Raw genomic sequence first — 18770 nt, 5'->3', positions numbered from 1 at the left:
AGAAGCGGCAGCGTCCTCGACACGATCCGAACCCCCTCGCTATGTCTGAACCGGATCAGCACCGGGCTGTCCCGACGGGGAGTCGGCCCGAAGCTTTGCCGACTGATCCTAGGAGCGGCCGCGCGCGGGCGTCCAATGCCGATTCACCTGCCGAGCATACGGATCTGATATGGCCGAGCGGCGCATGACCTTCCGGCACATCGAGGCGTTCCGGGCCGTGGTCGCCACCGGATCGATGACCGAGGCGAGCCGCCGGCTCCACACCTCGCAGCCGCAGGTCAGCCGGCTGATCGCCCAGCTGGAGTCCATCACGGGCCTGCCCCTGTTCGATCGGAGCGGGAGCCGGGTCGTGCCCTCCCTCGACGGAACGCGGTTCCACGCGGAGGTCGAGCGCGCCTTTGTGGGTCTCACCAGCCTGGAATTCGCGGCCGCGCGGATCCGCGCCTTCGGGACGGAGCGGCTGCGGGTGGCCGCGATGCCGCGGCTGGCGGGCGGGCTCCTCGCGCGGGCGGTCGTGCGTTTCCGCGCGGCGCATCCCGACGTGATCGTGGCGATCCATTCCGGCGACGACGAGACCGTGAACCACTGGCTCGCGACGGGCTCCTGCGACGCCGCGCTGACCATGCTGTACGGCGACGCTCCGGAGGCGCGCGCCGAGCACGTCGAGACCCGGGCCTGCGTCGCCGTCCTGCCGCGCGATCATCCCCTCACCGCGCGGGCCGCGCTCGCGCCCGCGGATTTTAACGGCGTACCGTTCGTCGCCGCTTCGCTCGGGAGCGCCCTGCGCGGCCGGACCGAGGCCATCTTCGAGGCGGCCGGGACCGGCCTGACCATCACCGCCGAGGCCGGCCTCGGCGCCTCGATCTGCACGCTCGTCTCGGCCGGGCTCGGGGTCAGCGTCATGAATCCGCTGGCGGCCCACGAGGAGGCGAAGGTCTCGCCGATCGCGATCCGGCCCTTCGCCCCCGCGCTCCCCGTGCATTTCGCGCTGCTGTTCCCCCCGGATCACGCCCGGGGCCGCCTGATGCGGGCCTTCGGGGCCTGCGCGCGGACGGTCCTGCTGGAGGAACTCGCCCAGCTACCGGACGCCGCGAGCGGGCGTCCGGCCGACGGTGCTCAGGCGGCGCGCTTCTCGGCGCCGGCGTAGAACGTGCCCCCGCGCTCGGCCATCGCGGCCAGGTTGTCGGGCACGTGGAAACGGGGCCCGTGCTTGGCCTCGAGCGACCGCGCGAGGTCGACGAAGGCCGCCGCGCCCATGAAGTCGATGTACGACAGGGTCCCGCCGGTGAACGGCGCGAAGCCGAAGCCGAGGATCGAGCCGACATCGGCCTCGCGCGGATCGGTGACCACGCCCTCACCGACCGTGCGGGCGGCCTCCAGCGCCTGGACCACCAGGAGCCGCTGCTTCAGCTCGGTGAAGTCGACGGCGTCGGGATCGAGGCGGTTCGGCTGCAGGTCCTTCAGGCCGGGCCAGAGGCGCTTCGGCGCGCCCTCGGGGTAGTCGTAGAAGCCCTTGCGGTTCTTGCGGCCGAGCCGGCCCTGGTTCTCGACCATCTCGGCGAGGATCGCCTTCTGCGCCGGGTCGACGGCGCCCTGCCCCACCTGCGCCTCGGTGGCCTTGGCGATCTTGAGCACGAGGTCGAGGGCGACCTCGTCGTTGAGCGACAGCGGCCCGACCGGCATGCCCGCCTGGCGGCCGGCGCTCTCGATCATCGCGGGCGGCACGCCCTCGGCGAGCATCTTGTGGCCCTCGAGGATGTAGGCGCCGACGCAGCGGTTGGCGAAGAAGCCGCGGGCGTCGTTGACGACGATCGGGGTCTTCTTGATCAGCCGCACGTAGTCGAGAGCGGCGGCGAGCGCCGCGTCCCCGGTCGCCTCGCCCTTGATGATCTCGACGAGCATCATCTTCTCCACGGGCGAGAAGAAGTGGATGCCGACAAACTGCGCCGGCCGCTGCGACGCCTTGGCCAGGCCGGTGATCGGCAGGGTCGAGGTGTTGGACGCGAAGATCGCGTCGGCGCGGATCACCGCCTCGACCTTCTGAATCACCTCGGCCTTCACGCGCGGATCCTCGAAGACGGCCTCGATCACCAGATCGCATTCGGCGAGCGCGCCGTAATCCGCCGTGGCCTGGATCCGGCCGAGCAGCGCCTCCCGGTCGGCGGTCTTGGCGCGGCCCTTGTTGATCTGGCCGGTGATGAGCGTGTGGGCGTAGGCCTTGCCCTTCTCGGCCGCCTCCACCGACTGGTCGACCAGCACCACCTCAATCCCGGCCTGGGCGGTGACGTAGGCGACGCCCGCGCCCATGAAGCCGGCGCCGATCACGCCGACCTTGCGCAGGTTCGTCGCCGGCACGTCCTTCGGGCGACGCGCGCCCTTGTTCAGCTCGCCCATGGAGATGAACAGCGTGCGGATCATCGCCGCCGCCTCGGTCGAGCGCAGGATATGCGCGAAGTACCGGCTCTCGACCCGCAGGGCGAGGTCCATCGGCAGCTGCAGGCCCTCGTAGACGGAGGCCAGGATCGCCTTGGCGGCGGGGTAGTTGTCGTGCGTCTCGCGGCGGTAGATGGCGTTGGCCGGCGGCCAGATCATCATGCCGGCGGGCGAGTAGACCTTGCCGGACGGGGCCTTGAACTTCGGCACGTCCCAGGGCGCCACCGCGGAGCCGCCCTCGCGGATCCAGGCCTTGGCGCGCTCGACGATCTCGGTTTGCGGGGCCACGGCGTGGATCAGTCCCATGCCCTTGGCCATGGGCGCGCGGATCTGCTCGCCCTTGAACAGCATCTGGAGGGCGTCGCCGGTCTGCATCAGGCGCGCGACCCGCTGCGTGCCGCCGCCGCCCGGGAACAGGCCGACCTTGATCTCCGGCAGGCCGACGCGGGTCTTCGCGTCGTCGGACGCGACCCGGTAGTGGCACGACAGCGCCAGTTCGAAGGCGCCGCCCAGGCACAGGCCCTGGATGGCCGCCGCGAAGGGCTTGCCGCAGGTCTCCAGCCGCCGGAACAGCAGCGACAGGCGCCGGGAGGCCTCGAAGAAGTGGCGCATCGCCACCTCCTCGCCCTGCTCGGCCTTCAGCTGCTCGTAGGCCCGGCCGAGGCCCTGCAGCATGGTGAGGTCGGCGCCGCCGGAGAAATTGTCCTTGCCGGTGGCGATGACGCAGCCCTTGATCGTCGGATCGGACGCGACCTGCTCGATGATCTGCTCGAGCTGGTCCATCACGCCTTCGGTGATGACGTTCATCGAGCGGCCGGGCATGTCCCAGGTCGCCAGAGCGATGCCGTCGGGATCGGTCTCGAAGCGGAAATCGGTCAGCGTCACGGTGCCGTCCTCCCTGGATTCCGCCGACGATCCGCCGGCGCGCTTGCGTTAAGGTTGTGTTGAGCGCGGCCGCCCATTGTCCGCCGGCCGGGGTCACTCACCGAAAGCCGCACATGACGAAGGATTCCGGCTGCCGCGCCTGTCGCGCCGGCACCAAGCTCGACTTCGACTTCACGATGGCGTTCCAGCCGATCCTCGACCTCGCGGACGGCAGCGTCTGGGCCTACGAGGCGCTGGTGCGCGGTCCGAACGGCGAGCCAGCCTACACGATCCTCGACCGGGTGACCGACGACACCCGCTACCAGTTCGACCAGGCCGCCCGCGTGAAGGCGATCGAACTCGCCGGTACCCTGTTCCCCCGCGACAGCGCCACGCGGCTGTCGATCAACTTCATGCCGAACGCGGTCTACGAGCCGAATGCCTGCATCCGCGCCTCGCTCGAGGCGGCCCGGCGCATCGACTTCGCCCACCGGCGCATCATGTTCGAGTTCACCGAGCAGGAGCGGTTCCGCGACCTCGAGCACGTGAAGGGCATCGTCGCCGCCTACCGGAAGCAGGGATTCCTGACGGCGCTCGACGATTTCGGCGCCGGCTTCGCGGGCTTGAGCCTGCTCGCCAACTTCCGCCCCGACCTGATCAAGATCGACATGGACGTGCTGCGCGGCCTCGACAGCGACGCCGGGCGCTACGCCATCGTCTCGGGCGTGGCCGCCATCGCCCGCGCCCTCGACGTCACGGTGCTCGCCGAGGGCGTGGAGACCGCCGGGGAGCTCGACGCCCTGCGAAACATCGGGATCACGCTCGTGCAGGGCTACCACTTCGCCAAGCCCCTCCTGGAGGGACTGCCCCCGGTCGCGGGCTTCGCCCCCGTGGCTGCCGCGCGCGCAGCCTGACGCCGGACCGACGCGCGCGGCCTTCATCGCCTACTTCGGAGCCGGGGTCGGCGCCGCGGCCGGCGGCACGGCCGGCACCGGCGGGGTGCCGGGCTTCGGCGCGTTGTCGGTCGCCGCGGCGACCGCCAGCATGTTGAGCAGCTTGGTGACGGAGTTCTGCGAGATCGCGGTCACCGACGAGTTCGGATCGGCGTTCATCGTCTGGAACTTGAGATAGGTCGGGTCCGAGTAGATCTCGTCGAGGTGCTTGAGCTCGGCGAGGCTGAACTTCTCGGCGTAGTCCTTCGAGAGTCCCTGCACCATGAGGGCGCGCTGCTTCTCGAACTCGTCCAGCAGTTCCTTGCGCACGGCCTCGGCGCGGGCCTCCGGCATCGGCGCCACGGTCTTCTCGAGGGCGACGTTGAACCCGGTCTGAAGGTTCTTGATCAGGGTCTTGTTGACGAGGTTCGTGGCCGCGGCGACGCGGTCCGCGGCGTCGTCGGCGCGGGCGGCCACCGGCAGGCTCAGGGTGACGCCCAGACAGAGCGTCGCAATCAGGCGGTTCAAGGGCTTGTCTCCCGTTGTTTTATCGTCCGGACCGCGAAAGGGCCGAGCGTCGCCCGCGCCTCTAGCAGCGTTCCCGGACTTTGGGGAGCGGCGCCGCGCCGCTCCCGGGCGCGCGGCGGTTCAAACCCGCTCGATGATGGTCGCGGTGCCCATGCCGGCGCCGATGCACAGCGTGACCAGCGCGCGCTCCTTGCCGGTCCGCTCCAGCTCGTCGAGGGCGGTGCCGAGGATCATCGCGCCGGTGGCGCCCAGCGGGTGGCCGAGGGCGATGGCGCCTCCGTTCACGTTGACCGCCTCCGGGTCGAGGTCGAAGGCCTGGCAGAAGCGCAGGACCACCGCCGCGAAGGCCTCGTTGACCTCGAACAGGTCGATGTCCGCGAGGCTCAGGCCCGACTTCGCCAGCACCTTGCGGGTGACGTCCACCGGCCCGGTGAGCATCAGCGCCGGATCCGACCCGATATTGGCGAAGGCGCGGATCCGGCCGCGCGGGCGCAGGCCCGCGGCCTCGCCGGCCGCCCGGGAGCCGATCAGCACGGCGGCGGCGCCGTCGACGATGCCGGAGGAGTTGCCGGCGTGGTGGACGTGCTCGACCGTCTCGACGTCCGGATGCGCGTCGGTCGCCACGGCGTCGAAGCCGCCCATCTGGCCCATCTGCACGAAGGACGCCTTCAGCGCGGCGAGCGACTGCATGTCGGTGCCGGGGCGCATGTGCTCGTCGCGGTCGAGGAGCGTGATGCCGTTCACGTCGCGGACCGGAACCACGGACCGATCGAACAGGCCCTCGCCCCACGACTTCGCCGCGCGCTCCTGCGAGCGCACCGCGTAGGCGTCGCACTCGTCGCGGGTGAAGCCGTACTTGGTGGCGATCAGGTCGGCCGAGACGCCCTGCGGCATGAAGTAGGATTTGATGGCGATCGCCGGGTCGACCGGCCAGGCGCCGCCCGAGGCGCCGATGCCGATGCGGCTCATCGATTCGACGCCGCCGCCCACCGCCATCTCGTGCTGGCCGCTCATGACCTGCGCGGCGGCGAAGTTCACCGCATCGAGGCCAGAGGCGCAGAAGCGGTTGATCTGCACGCCCGGCACGTGCGCCCCGTAATCGGCCACCAGGGCTGCGGCGCGGGCGATGTCGCCCCCCGCCTCTCCCACCGGATCGACGCAGCCCAGCACCACGTCGTCGACCAGGGCCGTGTCGAGACCGTTGCGGTCCTTGAGGGCGCGGAGCGCGGTCTCGGCGAGTCGCAGGGCGGTGACTTCGTGGAGGGAGCCGTCCGCCTTGCCGCGCCCGCGCGGCGTGCGAACGTGGTCGTAGATGAAGGCGTCCGTCATCAGCACTCCCCCGGGGCGTCGGTCTTCGCCGGTCGGCGACGCGGCCTTACAGGGCCGTCTCGGTTCGCGCCAGTCTGCCACGGCGCGCGCGCCCTCGGCCAGCCCCGGAAGCGGGAGCCGGCGAAGGGCGCGTGACAGCGTCGGAGTTTTGGCAGTGATCGTCCGGGACCGGCGCCGATCAGGTCGACGCCCGGACCGCTCCGGCGGCCATTCCGGGACGGACCCGATCCACTTTGAGCGGGTTGCTCCGGTGGATCGCCCGGTCTCGACTAGTCCTGAAGCATCCGCTTCAGCAGCTCGACTTCATCGCCGAGCACCGAATCTTCGCCGATCTGCTTCTCGATCTTGCGCACGGCGTGGAGCACCGTGGTGTGATCGCGCCCTCCAAACCGGCGGCCGATCTCCGGCAGCGAGCGCAACGTCAGGACCTTGGACAGGTACATGGCGATCTGACGCGGCTTCACCACCGCGGCGGTGCGCCGTTCCGACAGGATGTCGGACCGCGAGACGTTGTAGCGCGAGGCGACCAGCTTCTGGATGTCCTCGATCTTGATCCGCTTCGGCTCGCGGTTCTTCACCAAGTCGCGGATCGCGCTCTCGGCCGTCTCCATCGTCACGGCGGTGCCGGTGAGCGTGGCGTGGGCCAGCAGGCGGTTCACGGCGCCCTCGAGGTCGCGGCCGTTGGCGGTGATCGCACGGGCCACGTAGGCCGCCACCTGCGGCGAGACGTCGAAGCCCGGATGGGACGCCCGCACCGCGGCGAGGCGGGCGGACAGGATCGAGACGCGCAGGGCCTCGTCGAGGGCCGTGATCTCGACCACGAGGCCGCCGCCGAGCCGCGAGCGCACCCGCTCGTCCAGGGCCTCGAGCTCGGTCGGGGGCCGGTCGGAGGCGACGACGACCTGACGTCCGGCATCGATGAGCGCGTTGATCGTGTGGCCGAACTCGGCCTGGATCGACTTGCCCTGGATGAACTGGACGTCGTCGAGGATCAGCAGGTCGATGCCCCGCAACCGCTCCTTGTAGGCAAGCGCCGACTGGGTCTTCAGGGCGTTGACGAAGCCGTACATGAACCGGTCGGCGGTCAGGTAGATCACCCGGCGCCCGGCCTCGCGGGCGGCGTGGCCGATCCCGTGCAGCAGGTGGGTCTTGCCCAGCCCGACGCCCGCGTGGAGATAGAGCGGGTTGTAGAGCGCGCCCTCCCCCTGGTGATTGGCGACCCGCTCGGCGGCGGCGTGCGCCAGGGCGTTCGAGCGTCCGATCACGAAGCTCGCGAAGGTCAGCCGCGCGTCGAGCGGCGTGCCGCTGAGATCGCCCCCGGCCTCGCCGCCGCGCGCCTCGGGCGTCGGCGCGACCGCGGCGACCGGGATCGGCGCGCTGGTCGCGTGGAGGCGGGCGAGCGGTCCGCTGGCCGGGCCGGCCTTGGCGACCCCGGCGGCGACCGGACGGACCGGCGCCCCGGTCCCGCGCACGCCGACCTCGATCCGCGCGATCTCCTCGACCTCGGCCTTGAAGGTGTTGAGCACGCGGTCGAGGTAGTGCGACTCGATCCAGCTCTTGAGGAAGCGGGTCGGGACCGTCAGACGGGCCGTTCCGCCAGCCACGGTCTCCAGCTCCAGGCGGGCGAACCAGCTCGCGAACACGTCCTCGCCGAGCTCGGCCCGCAGCCGGCGCTTCACCCGGGCCCAGGCAGACCCGTAATCCGTGTTGCCGCCACCGTTGCGGCCCCCGTCGTCGTCGCTCGCCACCGTTCCGTCGACACGCATCACTGGCTCTCCCGACGCTGCCCACGGAGACCCGCAGGCGGCGCGTACGCACGATTTACGCCCTCAGCGTCCCGCAAGAACGGGCGGGACAGAGTCCTCTCAACGGAGTCAACCCCACCGCGAGGAACTTTTGCCGATTGGGAGAGCCTATCAACAATTACCTACGGTTCCTTTAACAGTGGGACTTGTGGGGACGGCGCGGATTCCCATTCGCAAGTGTTCCCGCCCGGGCTGAACACGGCCGCTAGAGTCTTGGCGAATCAGTTCGATTCGCTGGAGTCCCGAAATCGGCGTGTTTTGCTTGTCCAGGGTCAGTTTCTGTTAAGCTACACGCCGTTTCTGGACTCCGCAATCGCGTTGATTCTTGGACAGGGTTAACGCTTTCGCGCCGAGACGAGGCGGCGGGCCCGGACAGCGCGCACGAAAAAGCCCGGCGCGAAGGCCGGGCTCGAGACCGTCTCGGTGGTGCGTGGCGGTTTAGGCGGCGAGCGCCTTCACGCGGGCGGCGAGGCGCGAGACCTTCCGCGAAGCGTTGTTCTTGTGAACGATGCCGTGCTGGGCGGCGCGCATCATCTCGGGCTCGGCGGCGCGGAGGGCGGCCAGCGCGTCCTGCTGGTTGCCGCTGGCGATGGCCTCCTCGACCTTGCGGACGAAGGTCCGCATGCGCGAGCGGCGCGAGCGGTTGATCGCCGTGCGCTTGGCGATCTTGCGGGTCATCTTCTTGGCCGAAGCGGTGTTGGCCATGTACGTCCTCGTGTTTCTCGTCGGGCGATGCCGACGGGCCGGCTGGGCCGGAAATCGGTCGTCGCGTCAGGTTGTCTGGCGATGGCCGAGACGCAGCGCGCGCGAAAGCGCGGCCCCTCGGCGAAGCGGCTTCTATAGTCAGGGGGGCGCCGCGCGTCAACGCGCTCGGAGGCAAATCCGGAGCGCGGGCTTCGGCCTCGGCCCGGGAGCCGGGAAGCATTCGGCAGGCTTCAGCGAAGACGTCCGGCCGCGCGAGGCAGCATCGCCGGGACGATGACGAGCGCTGGCCGCCTCGTGCAAGAGAGCGTCGGCTATTCCGGCCAGCGCAGAGCCGCCGCCGCCGCCAGCGTCCCGACCACGGCGGCGATCAGCGTCAGCGCCGCCAGCACCGCCAGCGGCACGAGGAACGGCACCGTCCCGCCGCTCGCCGCCTGCGCGGCCGAGACGCCGAAGATCAGCGTCGGGATCATCAGCGGCAGGACCAGCACGGCCAGGATCAGGCCGCCGCGGCGGATCGAGGCGGTCAGCGCCGCGCCCACCGCGCCGATGAAGCTCAGGGCCGGGGTGCCGGCCAGGAGCGTCAGGGACGTTGCGCCCATGGCGGTGCCGTCGAGGGCCACCAGCAGGCCGAAGAGCGGCGCGGCCAGCGCCAGCGGCAGTCCGGTTGTCAGCCAGTGCGCCGCGACCTTGCCGAGCACCACCAGTTCGAGGGGCACCGGCGCCGCGGTCATCAGGTCGAGGGAGCCGTCCTCCTCGTCGGCCTGGAACAGGCGATCGAGGCCGATCAGCGTCGCCAGCACGGCGGCGAGCCAGAGGATCGCCGGGCCGATCCGCGACAGCAGATTGAGATCGGGCCCGAGGGCGAAGGGCACGAGCGCGACGATCATCAGGAAGAAGACCAGCGACAGGGCGCCGGACCCGCCGACCCGGCCGGCGAGGCGCAGGTCGCGGGCGATGAGGGCGAGGACCGCGCGAATCACGCCCACTCCTCCAGCACGTCCGCGACCGGTGCCGCCAAGGCGGTCTCGATGCGCAGCTCGGCCGCGCCGGCGAGGCCGAGGGACTGGTGGGTGGCGGCGATCACGAGGCCGCCGCCGGCCCGATGGCCCTCCATCAGCTCGGCGAGCACCGCCTGCGAGGCCGTGTCGAGGGCGGCGGTGGGCTCGTCCAGGAGCCAGAGCGGGCGGGCGCAGACCAGCAGCCGCGCCAGGGCCACGCGCCGCCGCTGACCCGCCGAGAGGTAGGCCACCGGCAGGTCGTGCGCGTGTCCGAGGCCGAGCCGCTCCAGCGCGGCGCGCGGGTCCAGACGCGGCGCGCCCAGGAGCCGCTGGGCGAACAGGAGGTTCTCGCCCGCCGTGAGAGAGCTCTTCAGCCCGTCGCGGTGGCCGACGGCGTGGAGGCACTCGGGCAGACTCGCCTCGCCGACATCGGCGACGTCGATCCGCCCGGCATCCGCCCGCAGTCGGCCCGACAGGATGGCGAGGAGGCTCGACTTGCCCGCGCCGTTCCGCCCGGTGATCGCGAGGGCGTCGCCGGGTCCGAGGGCGAAGGACAGGTTGGCGAAGATGCGGCGGCCGGAGCGGCGGCAGGCCAGATTGTCCACGCTGAGCCGCACCCGATACCCCGCCCTCGTTCCGCCACCGCGCGGCCGCTCCGCGAATCGCCGACTCCATGCCCGATCGCGGCGCGGAACGGAACCGCACGGCTCAGCTGCGCTTTCGTTCTGCAACGGAGGATTGCCGATGGCCGAGGCGAGGAACCCGAGCGAGACCGAGGTGGCCGCGACAGCCGACGCGGTGGCCGGACGCGCCAAGGTCGAGGCGCGCATGGCGCAGTGCACGCCCGAGGAGCGGACGGCGTTCTGGGAGGCGGTCGGCCGCTGCTTCGGCGGCGGCAAGCCGCCGGAGATGAAGCCGGCCTCCGGCTGATCAGCCGCCCTTCCGCGTCAGGGCCCGCAGCGCCCCGCGGAACGTCCGCACGTCCTGCTCGGTCAGGCTCATGCGGTGGAGCATGTCGCGCATGTTGCGGGCGATGATCTCCTTCTTCTCCGGCGGGTAGAAGCCGGCCCCGTCGAGCGCCGACTCCAGGCTGCCGAAGAGCGCGATCAGCGCCTCGCGGTTCGCTGGCGGCGAGAGCAGTTCGCCCGTGAAGGGCAGCTGCGCCCGCCCGCTCGCCTGCCGCCACGCGTAGCCGACCAGCAGGACGGCCTGCGCGAGGTTGAGCGAGGGAAAGTCCGGGGAGACCGGGAAGGTGACGATCGCGTCGGCGAGCGACACCTCGTCGTTGGTGAGCCCGACCCGCTCGCGGCCGAACATCACCGCGGTGCGCTGCCCCTCCCGGGCCACGAGCTCGCCCATGGCCTCCTCGGGCGCGAAGACCCGCTTCATCTGCCCGCGCTCGCGCGCCGTGGTTGCCAGGACGTACTGGCAGTCGGCGATGGCCTCGGCCACGCTGCCGTAGATCGCGGCCGCGTCCAGGACGTGCGTCGCGCCCGAGGCCGCCTCTCGGACGCCCTTCTTGGGCCAGCCGTTCTTCGGGTTGACGAGGCGCAGCTCCGACAGGCCGAAATTCGCCATGGCCCGGGCGGTCATGCCGATATTCTCGGCGAGCTGCGGCTCCACCAGGATCACCGCGGGGGCGATCCCGGGCGGCAGTTCGGTGACCTTCCTGGGGGCAACCTCGGGGGCGGCGCCCTGTGCGTCTCGGCTCGTCATGGCGGCCGTCTGGCACGGCGGGCCCGCGCCCGTCGAGGGGCGAGTGACGATGCCGCCCGGATGACAGCGCGCGCCTTCCGTCGCCGGAAGGGCCGCGCTATGTCGCGGGGCGATTCCGGCCCGGGGCGCCCCACAGGTCTCCCGGGACAACGACCGCACGGCCCTTGCATGCCGTGCGCGGGGACAACGCGGGAAGGCAGCGGTCCATGGCGAAGATCAAGGTAGCGAACCCCGTCGTCGAGCTCGACGGCGACGAGATGACCCGGATCATCTGGGCCGAGATCAAGAACAAGCTCATCCACCCCTATCTCGACGTCGACCTCGAGTACTACGACCTCGGCGTCGAGCACCGGGACGCCACCAACGACAAGGTGACGGTGGACGCCGCCGAGGCGATCAAGCGCCACGGCGTCGGCGTGAAGTGCGCCACCATCACCCCCGACGAGCAGCGGGTGCAGGAATTCGGTCTCAAGGAGATGTGGCGGTCGCCCAACGGCACCATCCGCAACATCCTGGGCGGCGTGATCTTCCGCGAGCCGATCATCTGCAAGAACGTGCCCCGCCTCGTGCCCGGCTGGACGCAGCCCTTCGTGATCGGCCGCCACGCCTACGGCGACCAGTACCGCGCCACGGACTTCAAGGTGCCCGGCAAGGGACGCCTGACCATCAAGTTCGAGGGCGATGACGGCACGGTCATCGAGAAGGAGGTGTTCAAATTCCCCGAGGCCGGCGTCGCCATGTCGATGTACAACCTCGACCAGTCGATCATCGACTTCGCCCGCGCCTCGATGAACTACGGCCTCGCGCGCAAGTACCCGGTCTACCTGTCGACCAAGAACACCATCCTCAAGGCCTATGACGGCCGCTTCAAGGACCTGTTCCAGAAGGTCTACGAGGACGAGTTCGAGGCCAAGTTCAAGGCGCTCGGTATCACCTACGAGCACCGTCTGATCGACGACATGGTGGCCTCGTGCCTGAAGTGGTCGGGCGGCTACGTCTGGGCCTGCAAGAACTACGACGGCGACGTGCAGTCGGACACGGCCGCGCAGGGCTTCGGCTCGCTCGGCCTGATGACCTCGGTGCTGATGACGCCGGACGGCCGGACCGTGGAGGCCGAGGCCGCCCACGGCACCGTCACCCGCCATTACCGCGAGCACCAGAAGGGCCGCGAGACGTCGACCAACTCGATCGCGTCGATCTTCGCCTGGACCCGGGGCCTGTCGCACCGCGCCAAGCTCGACGGCAACGACGATCTGGCGAAGTTCTCCGCCACCCTGGAGAAGGTCTGCGTCGACACGGTCGAGGCCGGCTACATGACCAAGGATCTCGCCCTCCTCGTCGGGCCGGACCAGAAGTGGCTCTCGACCACCGGCTTCCTCGACAAGGTCGATCAGAACCTGAAAACCGCGATGGGCGTCTGAGGCATTAGCCACAACGTGGAGAGCGGCGGGCGTCCTACGGGACGCCCGCCGTTCCCGTATCCGCCTGCCGCCGGCGCCTCAGGCGCCGCTCGCGCGGTCCTGCAATCCATTCTGGGCCAGGGCCCGGGCGACCTCGAGGAGCAGGAGATCGATGGCGGCCCGCATCAGCGGATCGCCGACCGTGTCGATGAGTTCGCGAACCCGCAGGCACTGCGCGGCGAGCGCGTCCAGCGCGATATCCTTGCTGTCGAAGATCATGGTCAGGCCACCAGGTAAGCGGGTTCGGAGACGAGGACCGAGCGACTGTCGCCGCGGACCGCGCGGAGCTTGGCCAGGGTGCGGGCGTCGAATCGGGCGGTCGCCGCCATGATCTCCTCGCCGGCGATCTGGACCGGCAGGCCGAGCGGCTGCGGGCGGAAATGCAGCTGGATGACGTGGATCATGTAGAGGGTCGGCATCTGCAGCAGCAGGCTGTGGACCCCGTGGGCGAGGCCCCACTCGACGATCCCGGTAAGCAGGGCGATCGAGACCGGATTGACGACGCGGCCCTTCGCCCGGTGCGAGCGGGCGACGCCCTGGCGGGTCCATTCCCAGATCTGCGGTCCGACCGGCCGCTCGCCCTCGCAGAGCTGCGGGAGCACGTCCGACAGGAGATGCGGGCGCGTGGTCGGCAGGAGTCGGCTGTAGCCGACGACAGTGTCGTCCTCCATAGCGAGGAAGTGGACCGCGTGCGGCGTGTCGAACTGGTCGATCTCGCGGCCGTCCGGACGGGCCAGCTCGCTCCAACCCTTCTCGCCGACGAAGATGGCGTGGCGCAGGCGCCAAGCCTGCTCCATCGCGTCGGCATAGCGATCCGCGTTGGCGGGTGTGACGATATGGATCACGGGAAAACCTCACGTTGGTCTGACGCGAGTTTTCGTCGTTTCACCGAGGGCTGTGTACTACGAGAAACCGTAGGGTCTGTGAGCCCGCCCTGCTGTGGCACCAAGGACTTGCTGCCATCCGGAACACGTCCGCCCGTGTTAGCCGAGACGGGCGCGGATCGGGTGGCGTGGTCTCTAGGTTATCAGACCGGACCGCAGCGCCTGCGCCACGGTGTGGGCGCGGTTGACGGTGTCGAGCTTCGCGCGGGCCGAGCGCAGATGGTAGTCGACGCCGGCGGCCGTGATGCCCATGACCATGCCGATCTCGACGTCGGTCTTGCCCTCCGCCGCCCACTGCAGGGCTTCGCGCTCCCGCGGCGAGAGGCGCGCCGGCGCCGGGGCGGCCGGCCGGCTGTTCATCAGCAGCAGTTGACCGACCGCGTAGGTCGCCACGAGGTTGACCGCGACGCGCTCGGCCGGATCGATCTCGATCCGCTCCCCCGAGACGCTGATCCCGCCCGGCTCGCCGTCGAGGGTCACGAACGGAACCGTGATGCCCGCGCGGATGCCGAATTCACCGGCCTCGTTCATGACGCGCCCGGCCGTCGGGGTATCCGGCAGCACGGCGTTCCAGTCGAAGGGCGTCGCCGTGGTGCACAGCCGCCGGACCGTGGGATCGTGAAGCGCGTAGCCCTGCGTCACGTACCGGCGGGCCCAGCCCTCCGGCATGGTGCTGGCGAGCACGAACCCGGCGTGCCGCCGCTTCGGCAGGCCGGGGTCCGGGACGATCCCGGCCATGATGTACGAGACTCCGTAGCGGCTGAACGCCTCGACCAGGAGCCGCGCGATCTCGTCGGGCGTGGCCGCACGTTCCAGGTCGCGCAACACGCTGAAGGTCCTGTCCAGGTGCTTAGAATGCGGCATGCCCTAACTCGAAATTGATGCACGCACTGCGACAAATGATGAGTCGAACGCAACCTGAGGATGGCATCGTCGCCCCTGAAAGGCTAGGCTGTCCGCGGAAAGCTCTGCCGTTCAAATCGGTCCAGCGGGCGGAGTGCGAGTTTCAACGGTATGACAGACGATGCGACCCCGCCGACGACACGCTGGCTACTGGAACGGATCGCAGCCACGCTGAACGTCTGTCCGACCTACTTTCTGCAGCCGGACCGGCCGGACGAGACCGCGGCGGATCAGGACGCGCGGGACTGCGCGGAAGTCGCCGCGCTGTTCCGTTCGATCAAGTCGCCGGCGCGCCGCAACGCCGTCCTGAACCTCCTGCGCGAGATGAGCCGCGAGACCTGACGGCGCTCGCCGCGCGGCTGCCGGTTCGCGCGACCCGTCAGGCCGCCACGAGGAGCGCGGCCCCGGCGACGCCCGAGAGAACCAGGCGCAGGCGACCGAGCCAGAGAGGCGCGAGCCCGCGGCGGGGCAGATCCTGATCGATGAGGCCCCAGGCGAGCACGAGTCCGCCGAGGATGCGCAGGTCCCACGGTGCGGGCGCGGCCATCGCGGCCCAGGCCACCAGGGACGGCACGATGGCCACGAGATAATCGCCGTTGCCGGCGTTGCGCGCCGCGGCGGCGCCCCAACGGATCCCGCCCAGGAACGAGGCGATCACGGCGCCGTAGGCCGACAGGATGGTGCGGGGCGACAGGCCGATGCTGCTCAGGCCGCCGTCGGTGCCCGACACCGCCAGGGCCGCGAAGCCCAGGAACGGGATGAGCCCGGCGACACCGAGGACGATGGCGCCGAGCGGGACAGAGTTCCGGTGCGCCATCCATCCTCCGGGCATCGGCAAGGGTTGGCGACCCGTGCGATCCGACCCCCGGTCCGACGCCGCCCTGCCGCAGCGTTCCCGCATCGCGGCGTGGCGGTCAAGGTCGAAGCCGCGGCCGGGCCCCGCGCCGAGACCGGCCTCAGCTCCGACGCGGCGGGGCCGTGAACGGAACGGCGCCGGGCATCGGCGCGCCGAGCAGGGACATCGGCGCGCTGGCCGGCAGCTTCGGCGCGGGCGGCTCGTTGACCGCCGCGTCGATCTTTCGCGGCTTGAAGTTCGCCGCGAGGCTCTTGGCGCTGGCGAGATCGGCAGGGCTCAGCTTGTTGGCCACGTCGTCGCGCTTCTTGCCGGCATCGTCGTCACCCTGGCTCGCGGCGGCGGAGAACCACGCGTAGGACTGGATCAGGTCCTGCGTCAGGCCGAGGCCGCGCGCGTAGAGGACGCCGAGATTGTACTGGCTGTCGCGGACACCGAACTCGGCGCCCTGGCGGAACCACGAGGCCGCGGAGGCGAAGTCCGGCTTACCGTTGGCGGCCGGGTTCTCGGCGTAGAGCACAGCCAGATTGTGCATGGAGCGGGCGTGGCCCTGCTCGGCCGCGCGGCCGTACCAGAGCTTCGCCTTGTCGAGGTCGCGAACGACGCCCGAGCCCTTCTCGTAATGTCCCGCGAGCTTGTACTGGGCGGGCGCGTAACCGGCCGAGGCCAACTTCTCGTAGAGCTTGGCGGCGATCGACAGGTCGCGCGGCATGCCGCGGCCGTCGGCCTCGCGGGTGGCGAGGTCCCAGATCGCCGCGCCGTCGCCGTCGAGGGCGGCGAGCTTCACCTTGGCCAGCGCCGGCGGAAGGTTGCCGAGTTCGGCCTGCAGGGTGTTCATCCCGGAGACTTGCGGCACCGCCGACTTGGCGTTGGGCCGGGCTTCCGCAGGAACGGGGCTGGGCAGGGCCTGGGTCGTCGTGGGATCGGCCGGGGCCGGCTTCGCTTCCGCGCTCTCCTTGACTGAGTCCTTGGACACGTCCGGAGCGTCTCTCTGGACAGTCGCCGCATCCCCGCGGGACGGCGCCACCTGGCTCGTCGGAGCCGCGGGCCGCGGCTCGTCCGCGCCGCGCATGGTGATCGCCTGGAGCGCCCCCAGGGCCAGCACGATGGCGGCGAGGCCGAGCAGCAGAGGTCGGCGCCGGCGGTCGATCTCGGCGCGCAGGCGGCCGAGGCGTCCGGTCGCGGCACCCTGGAGGGCCGCCACCCGGTCGCCCCTGGCTTCGCGGCGCTCGGCCGGTGCCTCGGCGGCCAGCTCCGCCTGCGCGGCCTGAGCCGCGCGGCGCGCCGCGGCGATGAAGCTGGTCTTGATGTCGGTCTCGGACTTGGCATCGGTCGCGGACCGCGCGGCGGCGACGTCGCCGAGACGCTCCTGCGCGGGTCGGCGGGCGGACGGCTCGCGGGCCGAGCGCGGCTCGCGCGGCGGCCGGCCGCTTCCGGGCTCCAGCAGGTCGTCGGCGAGGCGGGATGCCTCGGCACCGTCGCGCCGCGGCTTGGGGCGCGCCTCGACGGGCGCGAGCGCCACCTCGGGGCTCGTCGACGACATCAGTCGCTCGTCGAGGGACGGAGCCCGCGCCGGGACGGCCTCGGCGGGGCCGAGCCGGACCAGGAGTCGCTCCAGGGCCGACTGCACACCCTCCAGTGTGGCGCCGAGGCGCTGATCGGAGGCAACCTGCCGGGCCTGCATGTCCGCGAGGCTGGCGCGCAGGAGGCCGATCTCCCCGGACTCGGCCGTGCCGAGGCCGGACGTCTGGAGGGTCTGAGCGACCGCGTTGCGGGCGGCCCGCTCCACCACAGCCTCGCTCGGTGCCGTTTCCCGGAGCGCCGTCACCTGCCGCAGCAGGTCGCCCATGGTGCGCTCCAGCCCGGCCAGCGCCGGATCGGCGCTGTGCGGCGCGTCGAGGCGACCGGCTAGGGAGACCACCTGCCGCTCCAGGGCGTCGAGGCCCTCCTGCTCGGAGCGGGTGCCGACCTGATCGACCTTCTCGGCGAGGCTGCGCAGCATGGCGTGGATGGAGGCCATGTCGCCCGAGCGGGCGACACTCGCCTCGCCGGCGCGCTCGGACCAGTCGTCCCGCGCGCAGAGCACGTCGACCTTCTCGGCGAGCGCCTGGATCTGCTCCGCCAATGCCGCAGGCGCGGCGATCTTCACGTCGCTGCGGATCTCCTCCAGGAGCGGACGCAGATCCGGAGCGGCGGCCGTCCGCTGCAGCTGGGCGATCTGCGCGCTCACCGCCTGCAGGCTCTGCGCGAGGCCCTGGATTCGCTCCGGACCGGCGAGCGCGCCGATCTGGCGGCGGATCTCCTCGAGTTCGGCGAACAGGCCCGCGAGCGTGTGGTCATCCGGGCCGGCGGCGCCGGTCGCGGCCGCGGTGTCGAGGCGCTCGGCGAGGCGCCGGACATCCTCCGCGACGCGGCTGTGAACGTTCTCGGCCACCTCCTCGGCGAGGCGCTCGACCTGAGCCCGGACCTGCTCGATCGGCACCGCGATGGCGGTGAGATCGGTCCCCGCCTGAGCGCGCTCGATGCCGCTCGCGAGAGTGACGACGGCCTGCTCGAGGGCGCCGATATCCCGGCTCGTGGCCAGCTGGTTGATCGCCTCCCGCAGGCGCGTGGTCTCCTCCTGGAGTTCGAGCAGCGCGGTCGACGGGGCGATGCCCTCCTCGATCCGCGCCTCCAGCCGGCGGGCGAGGTCCAGACGCATGCTGGCGACGACGCCACCATCGGCCGGAGCGGCGGCCGGCGCCGCCTCGGCGCTCTGCGCCAGTTCGCGCTGCCGCTGGCGGATGTCCTGGACGGCGCTGCGGATGTCGGCGGCGGCGGGGCGCGGGCGACGGCCGGGCTGGCGGGTCGCGGCGACCTGCTCGCCGAGCTGGGACATGCGGCGCTCGATGTCGCCGAGCCGCTCGGTCACCTGCTGGACGGGCGCCGCCTTCAGGGCGCGCTCGATGCGCGACTCGATCTCCGCGAGGCGCCGCGCCTCGGCCTCCTGGGCGGCGCGCCGCTCGTGGTCGAGGGCGCGGTCGAGGCCGTCGAGGCGGTCCATCAGAGCGGCGATGCCGTCGCCGTAGCCGTCGGCGCCCTGCGCCGTGCCGTGAGGCCGGTGATCGGGCGAGGCCGGCGGCGGGGATCGCTCGACCGACGCCTCGGGCCGGCTCCCGCCGAGGGCGAGCTGCTCGGCGCGGTGACGCCGCCGGTGCCGGCGATTGCCCTGGCCGGCCGATTGCTGCTGCGGCACCACCGACGCGATCCAGGTCTCGAGCGGCACGCCCGCCCGCGCCGCCACGTCGCGGGCCGCGTCGAGCACCTCGGGATCGAAACTGTCGAGCTGCGGCATCGCGTTGCGGGTCATCGGTGGCCTGT

18 protein-coding genes are annotated in these 18770 nt (G+C 71.3%); 5 read left to right on the top strand and 13 right to left on the bottom strand.

Features of this window, described 5'->3' with window-relative positions; genetic code table 11:
* Positions 1-184: 184 nt before the first annotated feature.
* A complete protein-coding gene (locus ME121_RS13515; protein ID WP_245297693.1) occupies positions 185-1147 on the top strand; it encodes a LysR substrate-binding domain-containing protein in 963 nt (320 codons plus the stop codon).
* Here ME121_RS13515 and ME121_RS13510 read toward each other — a convergent pair.
* Positions 1117-3318 (bottom strand): 3-hydroxyacyl-CoA dehydrogenase NAD-binding domain-containing protein, encoded by a 2202-nt coding sequence (locus ME121_RS13510; protein WP_029359121.1) that lies wholly within the window; start codon positions 3316-3318, stop codon positions 1117-1119. The two genes, ME121_RS13515 and ME121_RS13510, sit on opposite strands and share 31 nt — an antisense overlap.
* 113 nt (positions 3319-3431) lie before the next feature.
* On the opposite strand from ME121_RS13510, the gene ME121_RS13505 reads away from it, so the two are divergent.
* Positions 3432-4211 (top strand): EAL domain-containing protein, encoded by a 780-nt coding sequence (locus ME121_RS13505; protein WP_059408993.1) that lies wholly within the window; start codon positions 3432-3434, stop codon positions 4209-4211.
* A 30-nt stretch (positions 4212-4241) separates the two neighbouring features.
* Here the strand turns inward: ME121_RS13505 and ME121_RS13500 are convergent, their stop codons facing one another.
* From ME121_RS13500 to ccmA, 6 genes are all read right to left on the bottom strand, one after another.
* On the bottom strand, positions 4242-4757 hold the full coding sequence (locus ME121_RS13500) for a hypothetical protein (RefSeq protein WP_053620406.1): 516 nt from the start codon (positions 4755-4757) through the stop codon (positions 4242-4244).
* Positions 4758-4877: 120 nt separating this feature from the next.
* A complete protein-coding gene (locus ME121_RS13495) occupies positions 4878-6086 on the bottom strand; it encodes an acetyl-CoA C-acetyltransferase (RefSeq protein ID WP_024827925.1) in 1209 nt (402 codons plus the stop codon).
* A 269-nt stretch (positions 6087-6355) separates the two neighbouring features.
* Positions 6356-7852, bottom strand: a complete 1497-nt coding sequence (gene dnaA, locus ME121_RS13490; RefSeq protein WP_024827926.1) for a chromosomal replication initiator protein DnaA — start codon at positions 7850-7852, stop codon at positions 6356-6358.
* A 477-nt stretch (positions 7853-8329) separates the two neighbouring features.
* Positions 8330-8596 carry a 30S ribosomal protein S20 gene (gene rpsT, locus ME121_RS13485; RefSeq protein ID WP_012317029.1) on the bottom strand — a complete coding sequence of 89 codons (267 nt, stop codon included), beginning with the start codon at positions 8594-8596 and terminating at the stop codon, positions 8330-8332.
* Between the two features lie 311 nt (positions 8597-8907).
* Positions 8908-9576: a heme exporter protein CcmB gene (gene ccmB / locus ME121_RS13480; RefSeq protein WP_012322650.1), complete on the bottom strand. Its 669-nt coding sequence runs from the start codon at positions 9574-9576 to the stop codon at positions 8908-8910.
* On the bottom strand, positions 9573-10211 hold the full coding sequence (ccmA, locus tag ME121_RS13475) for a heme ABC exporter ATP-binding protein CcmA (protein WP_059408992.1): 639 nt from the start codon (positions 10209-10211) through the stop codon (positions 9573-9575). Before ccmA ends, ccmB begins: the two co-directional genes overlap by 4 nt.
* A 127-nt stretch (positions 10212-10338) precedes the next feature.
* On the opposite strand from ccmA, the gene ME121_RS13470 reads away from it, so the two are divergent.
* Positions 10339-10524: a hypothetical protein gene (locus ME121_RS13470; protein WP_053620404.1), complete on the top strand. Its 186-nt coding sequence runs from the start codon at positions 10339-10341 to the stop codon at positions 10522-10524.
* Here ME121_RS13470 and ME121_RS13465 read toward each other — a convergent pair whose 3' ends face one another.
* Positions 10525-11310: an RNA methyltransferase gene (locus tag ME121_RS13465; protein ID WP_059408991.1), complete on the bottom strand. Its 786-nt coding sequence runs from the start codon at positions 11308-11310 to the stop codon at positions 10525-10527.
* 206 nt (positions 11311-11516) lie between these two features.
* Here ME121_RS13465 and ME121_RS13460 point away from each other — a divergent pair, with 206 nt between their 5' ends.
* Positions 11517-12731 carry an NADP-dependent isocitrate dehydrogenase gene (locus tag ME121_RS13460; protein ID WP_012322646.1) on the top strand — a complete coding sequence of 405 codons (1215 nt, stop codon included), beginning with the start codon at positions 11517-11519 and terminating at the stop codon, positions 12729-12731.
* Between the two features lie 78 nt (positions 12732-12809).
* Here the strand turns inward: ME121_RS13460 and ME121_RS13455 are convergent, their stop codons facing one another.
* The 3 genes from ME121_RS13455 to ME121_RS13445 form a co-directional block, all read right to left on the bottom strand.
* Complete coding sequence (locus ME121_RS13455; protein ID WP_024827929.1) at positions 12810-12989, bottom strand: hypothetical protein; 180 nt, start codon at positions 12987-12989, stop codon at positions 12810-12812.
* Positions 12990-12991: 2 nt separating this feature from the next.
* Positions 12992-13615, bottom strand: a complete 624-nt coding sequence (locus ME121_RS13450) for an acyl-homoserine-lactone synthase (protein WP_012322644.1) — start codon at positions 13613-13615, stop codon at positions 12992-12994.
* A gap of 174 nt (positions 13616-13789) precedes the next feature.
* A complete protein-coding gene (locus ME121_RS13445) occupies positions 13790-14482 on the bottom strand; it encodes a LuxR family transcriptional regulator (protein WP_234741185.1) in 693 nt (230 codons plus the stop codon).
* A 186-nt stretch (positions 14483-14668) separates the two neighbouring features.
* Between ME121_RS13445 and ME121_RS13440 the strand changes: the two genes are divergently transcribed.
* The gene (locus ME121_RS13440; protein ID WP_012322642.1) at positions 14669-14899 is read left to right on the top strand and encodes a hypothetical protein; all 231 of its coding nucleotides are present in this window, start codon (positions 14669-14671) and stop codon (positions 14897-14899) included.
* 37 nt (positions 14900-14936) lie between these two features.
* Here the strand turns inward: ME121_RS13440 and ME121_RS13435 are convergent, their stop codons facing one another.
* Together ME121_RS13435 and ME121_RS13430 are read right to left on the bottom strand one after the other, a co-directional pair.
* Positions 14937-15374: a DUF3429 domain-containing protein gene (locus ME121_RS13435; protein WP_012322641.1), complete on the bottom strand. Its 438-nt coding sequence runs from the start codon at positions 15372-15374 to the stop codon at positions 14937-14939.
* 139 nt (positions 15375-15513) lie between these two features.
* Positions 15514-18759, bottom strand: a complete 3246-nt coding sequence (locus ME121_RS13430; protein WP_059408990.1) for an SEL1-like repeat protein — start codon at positions 18757-18759, stop codon at positions 15514-15516.
* Positions 18760-18770: the final 11 nt, after the last annotated feature.

Source organism: Methylobacterium sp. ME121, assembly GCF_000974725.1.
GTDB classification, from domain to species: Bacteria; Pseudomonadota; Alphaproteobacteria; order Rhizobiales; family Beijerinckiaceae; genus Methylobacterium; species Methylobacterium radiotolerans.
This window is presented reverse-complemented; position numbering and strand designations above follow the sequence as displayed.